4 protein-coding genes are annotated in these 5,683 nt (G+C 48.8%); 1 reads left to right on the forward strand and 3 read right to left on the reverse strand.

Going from position 1 to position 5,683, the window contains the following annotated elements:
• The first annotated feature begins 827 nt into the window (after positions 1–827).
• On the forward strand, positions 828–1,946 hold the full coding sequence (locus F557_RS0107815) for a tetratricopeptide repeat protein (protein ID WP_084761549.1): 1,119 nt from the start codon (positions 828–830) through the stop codon (positions 1,944–1,946).
• Between the two features lie 35 nt (positions 1,947–1,981).
• Here F557_RS0107815 and F557_RS21150 read toward each other — a convergent pair whose 3' ends face one another.
• From F557_RS21150 to F557_RS21155, 3 genes are all read right to left on the reverse strand, one after another.
• Positions 1,982–2,965 (reverse strand): DnaJ domain-containing protein, encoded by a 984-nt coding sequence (locus tag F557_RS21150; RefSeq protein ID WP_019001685.1) that lies wholly within the window; start codon positions 2,963–2,965, stop codon positions 1,982–1,984.
• A gap of 290 nt (positions 2,966–3,255) precedes the next feature.
• The gene (locus tag F557_RS0107825) at positions 3,256–4,188 is read right to left on the reverse strand and encodes a DnaJ domain-containing protein (protein ID WP_157617786.1); all 933 of its coding nucleotides are present in this window, start codon (positions 4,186–4,188) and stop codon (positions 3,256–3,258) included.
• A 169-nt stretch (positions 4,189–4,357) separates the two neighbouring features.
• Positions 4,358–5,350, reverse strand: coding sequence for a DnaJ domain-containing protein (locus tag F557_RS21155; protein WP_019001687.1), 993 nt, complete (start codon positions 5,348–5,350; stop codon positions 4,358–4,360).
• Between the last annotated feature and the right edge of the window lie 333 nt (positions 5,351–5,683).

Here is a 5,683-nt window from a genome sequence, read left to right on the forward strand (position 1 = left end):
GCCAAATACTGGAATTACTGGGGAGCAGATACCAGAAAACCTATGGTGGATAATTTTTAAAAAATTATCATTTTTGAGGCAATAGGAAATTAACCAGCTTCAACTGCGAAATGTAAGTTTTATATTAAAAGGCTGCATATATTTTCCAAATGTTAACAACAGCGTAGACAGATAGCCTGAACGTGTGGCGCATAACAGACATATCACCAAGCAAACTGATCAGCAAAAAAGGGATATATTATCTGGTCATCGACAAGGGGAGCATTTTAGCTTAGCATATGCAAAAAGCAAAATATACTGCACGGATATTCTGTTTCCAGACGGTACATCAGTTGCTCAATAGAACAAAGATGACTTTATAGTCATGTTTGGAACTTTGGTTGCAGGGGGCTGGCGCGGCATATGAGGTATTTTTTACGAGAACGATAAAATACAGCTCCAGCATACCCGAAATAGTATTTCCGGAGGGCAGTACCTGGAGCTTCGGACAACATCCAGGATCGCGTAAAAGCGGAATATCGCAGGAAGACGGTTTTCCAGGCTCAGCAGTGAAGGCCGTATCAGGGGATCTGTACTCAGGGGCAAAAACTGGCTTATTCCGTCGGCTGCCCCCAAGCCGGAATATCCGGGACGGATTAAGCAGGGCAGAATTGATTTATGGCAGGCTAGGCTTCCTTCATGGTAACAAAATTTTTGTCCGGAACTGTAACTATGGGGTGTCTTTTTCGTTTCTGATATGTTATAAGGGCTGTTACAGAAGGGGGAATGGCTATTGATTCCCCGGTGGCGCCTTTTGGTGCGACAGTTCCTGAGGATTACAACAAATAATGACTAGAATCAAGCATGGTGCCGTTTTGGGATTGGCGGCATTGGCGTCTTTCCTTGGGCTCGTTTCCGTTTCCGCAGCTTCCGAAATGAGCCTTGCTGATTGTATTCGGCTTACCTCTCTCGACAGTGAGTGTCATGCAGCATTCCAGGATGATTCCGGAGATTCCTGGGCCCGGATAGCCAATAATTTTATTCTCAGGTACGATGCGGGAAATCAGGTTAACGGCGAGATGTTCGGCCATATTGTTCATGCCTTCAGAAAGGCTGCCGAGAACGGGAATCCCCATGGGCTGTTTTATATGTCGCAGCTTTACCGTGTCGGCAAGGGGCGCGATCTTCTCCGGGATGAGAACAAATCCTGGGAGTATCTTGAGGAGGCCGTCAGAAAGGAGCATGCCCGGGCCATGGCGCTCAGAGGCTTTTTGCAGTATCAGGGTTTTTCTGATTACTATCCTTCAGATACCGCACCGGCAATGGAGCTTCTGAAAAAGGCGGCGGAAAGAGGCGAACCCTTTTCAGAGAACCTGTTGGGCCTTATGTTTTATAACGGAGCCGGGGTGGACAGATCTCCGGAACGGGCTCTTGACTGGTTCGGTAAAGCGGTCTCTCACGGTTATGCTCCGGCCGTAAATAATCTTGGTTTTATGTACGAGAACGGCATTGGAGTGGCCAAAGATCCGGAAAAGGCGTTCAAAATGTATGAAATTGCCGCCCGCAAGGATCTTCGCGAAGGTATTCTTAATCTGGGACGGGCCTATCTTTACGGTATTGGCGTTAAAGCTGATTATCTCCGGGCGTTTCCGTATATAGAAAAAGCTGCAGAAAGAAATCTTCCCGATGCCATGTATCTTGCGGGATGGATGCTTCATTCCGGATATGGATCGGTTGCGGATCTGCCCCGGGGGTTCCGTTATCTTGACAAGGCAGCCCAGGAGGGCAATGTTCCGGCTATTATGCTTCTGGCGGAGATGTATGAAAAGGGGGAGGGGGTTTCCTGTCAGCCTGAAAAAGCCCGGGAACTTCGGGAGAGAATCAGAAATACCGGCTGGTATAATTACGGTGCCAGCCAGATGGTGCCAGCAGTTCTTTCTCTGCCTGCGGGATTCAGATTTCGTTAATCCGGGAAGGCCGAAACAGGAACCGGATCCGGTGGTTAGAAATTCCGGTATTTCCGTACGGTTTCGTATGCTTCGTTGATGATCCTGGTCTTGTCGGCATATATCTGAGTCATTTCCTCCGGCAGTCCCCGTCCCTTCAGCAGATCCGGATGGTATTTTCTGATGAGTTTGTGGAATGCTTTTTTGATCTGCCGTTCGGAGGCGGATTCCGGGATGCCGAGAACCCGGAAGGCATCTCCGGGAGTTTGACCGGTTTCGTCTCTTGCGGAGCTTCCTTCCTGGTAGCTGCTGTTTTCGCTGTATTCCCCGTACGAATAATTCTGCTGTCTTTGCTCCTCCCGTTTCCGCTGTTCCTCCCGTTGTCTGGCCTCAGCCTGCTGATCTCCCCAGTCGTAGGCATCACGGGAAGAAAAGTCCTCCTGTCCGGGAGCAAATTTGGTCCATGACTGCAGTCTCCGGCATTCATGGATAATACCGTAAAGATTGCGGTAGTTGAAATGGAGCAGATCACAGATTTCGAGGAGCCGTTTTTCTTCGATTTCTGAGATCTGTCCGTCGCAGAGGGCGATAGTAACGATGAAATTCATCATGTACCGGATATTGGGCTTTTTCCGGGAATAGGTGGCATATCTTTCGAAGTAGCGTGCGGCCTGCTTCGGAGAGTAGTATTCGTCGCAGCCGGCAAAAAACGCTGTTTTGCAGATTTCTGCGGTTTCCGGAGAGGTGGCCATTTTGCGGATATAACCCTGCACTACGGCGTTACGGTAGGGGTTCTGATCATCAGTGCATTTCCCGATATAGCCAGCCAGCTGAAAAACCCCCCGAAGATACAGATTTATATAGTCGTTTTTGTCTGTGGCAAAGGGATTTGTTCCGGCATAACTTTTTTTGAAGTCGTCTTTTTGTTTCTTCGAGCGGAATTTTCTGGAGATGTGAGGGAAAATGGTGGGTATGACTAAAATGGTGAAAGCGGTGACATTGACCACTGCGATAAGGATAACGAAAAATTTTTCTGACATTCTTGATTAGGTTTCCTATCATTAAAATTCACCGGAAAGACAGCTTCCGAGGGGGCTGAATCCGGAATATCGTTTTGCAGAGCGCCTGTTTATGGTTTCGGCCCCAGGGCAATAGATATTGGCCGTTTATTCCGCAAAAACTTCAATTTTTTCAGATCGGGGATGGTGCCTCCGGGGGTAAAAACAGCAATGCCGGAAAAGCGCCTGTTTTTAAACGGCTCACCTTAAAAATCGCCAGGGTCAGTGTTCGGAATTTAATGGCACGTTCCAGACTGGTACTAAAAAGTGCTTCATGCGGCTCTGTCTTTACAGATCGTCTCATAGGCCGTATTTATTGTCTGGGCCTTGTCGGCATAGATATGGGCCATTTCCTCGGGAAGCCCGCGGGCCTTTACCAGATCCGGATGGTATTTTCTGATGAGTTTGTGGAAAGCCTTACGGATTTCTCTGTCCGATGCCGAAGCCGGCACTCCGAGAATCTGATAGGCATCGGCCAGGCTCATCATCCGGTCAGCCTCCATCGCGGCCCGGCGTTCCTCCTCCTGACGGCGTTTTTCCTCTTCCTCTCTCTTCTTTTGCTCCTCGTACTGTCTCTGGTTCCAGCCATGCTCCTGCTGCTCCTTCCAGTGACTGTCGAAGGCACCGTGATAGGCGAATTCATCATTGTAGGTCGAGAAGTTTTTCCAGGACTGCATCCGGCGGCACTCGTCAATCATGCGTCTCAGGTCTTTCTGAGGAAATTTCAGAAGCCGGCAAAGCTCGTTAAGACGCTGATCCTCAACAGTGGAGATTACGCCGTCGCAGAGAGCGATGGTGACGACAAAATTCATCAGGTACTTGATATTGGGCTTCTGTCCGGAAAAGCTGGTGTACCTGTTAAGGAGGCGCACGGCGTTCATGGGATTATAGTCTTTGGCGAATCCGGCAAAAAAAGCGGTCTGACAGAGCTCGGCTGTTTCCGGAGAGGTGGCCAGCTGCCGGATATAATCCTGAACAATGGCGTTACGGTAGGGGTTGTCATTGCTGGTGCTTCTGCCAATGTAGCCGGCCAGCTGAAAAACGCCGCTGAGATAAAGATTATGGATTTCCCGGTCATTAAGAGTGGAGGTTCCTCCGTCCATGAAGCTTCTTCCGGAGATGCCGCCGCCCACGTACAGGTTGTAGATCTTCTCGACGAGATACCATCCTACGAAAAATAATATGGCTAGGGTGTAATAAGACATTTCGGGAAGACCATGGTGATAATATATAAACAGTTTTGATGCGAGAGTATAGCACAGTATTGGAAAGGTTAATCTGCGGCACTTCCGAAATTTGAGGCGTATTCTTCTAAATCCGGGGAACGAATTATTTCGGAAGGAATCCGGTTCTTCTGAGGAGGTCCGGTCTTCGTCAGGAAATGTCGTTCCGGCTGCTGGTGATCAGGGTGTAGGCGTCATTTATTTCCTGGGCTCTGTCGGCATAGATCTGCGACATTTCCTCGGGAAGTCCCCGGGCCTTTATCATGTCGGGATGGTATTTTCGGATCATCCGGTGATAGGCCCTTTTAATTTCCCGGGGGGAGGCATTTTCCGAAACTCCGAGAATTTCAAAGGCTTTTCTGAGGGCCTGGGATTCCTGCCAGGTATAACCTGAAGAGCTGTCCTGATTCCAGGATCTGCCCTGACCGCTGCCGGAGCTGTTTCCGGCACCTGTGTACCCGCTATTGTAGCGGGATTCGCTGTCGTGGGCGGAGCTTTGACCGTAGCTTTCGTTGTACGTGCTGTTTCCGGAAAATCCGTCGCTGTAGCTGCTGCCGCCGGAGAAGCTGCTGTTTTCTGAATATTTTCCGGTAAAGTTACCGTACTCGCTGTCCCTGAAACTCTGCCACTCCTTCATGATATTGCATTCCTCGATCAGGGCGTCAAGCTTTGCGGAGGGGTAGTTCAGAAGGGCGGCAATCTCCTGGAGTCTGAGTTTTTCCCTGTCAGTGAGTATTTCGTCGCTGAGAGCCAGAGTGACGATGAAGGTCATAAGAATGCCCAGATTGACCCTTTTTCCGGAATACTTTTCGGAAGCGCGGATAAATCTGATGCCGGAGGTAACCTTGTAACTGGGAGAAAGACCGGTCTGAAAGGCGTTTATGCAGAGCTCGGTGTTTTCGCCGTTTCCGGTAAGGCGTCTAATGTATTCGGCAACCACGCGGTTTCTGCCCGGGGTGTCGATATTTATGTCGCGTCCCACGTATCCGGCCAGCTGGAACACGCCCAGGAGGTAGAGCTTTTTCTGTTCCTCGGGACTCGGAGTCTCACCTCTCCCGAAGATTTTTTCCGGGCTGGTAACCATGAACCAGAGGACATACTTTACTGTCAGGGTAATGATCAGAAAAATGAATAATTTCAGCATGATAACCGGTATTAACTGCTTGAAGGAAAGTCCGTGTCCGCGCAGACAGTGTCTGACATGGAAAGTCTATCACAGATAGCATTATCTTTCTGAAAAATATGTGTTACAGGGAAGCTTAGCAGGGAATACCGGTAATTGTTTCGTAAGAATCCAAAATGAACTGATTCCGGCAGAGGTGAAGTCTAACTATAAAAGATCAAAGTCTTTGGGAATAACTAAATAGAAGCGAAAATTATAGCCTAAGCTCTACGACTTTGTATGACTAAAAGGTTCGAAACATACTCGTGGCAAGATACATCTGAACCTTAATCCTTATTGCCAGTAATTTTCTGG

The sequence above is a fragment of the Succinimonas amylolytica DSM 2873 genome (genome assembly GCF_000378405.1).
Taxonomy (GTDB): domain Bacteria; phylum Pseudomonadota; class Gammaproteobacteria; order Enterobacterales; family Succinivibrionaceae; genus Succinimonas; species Succinimonas amylolytica.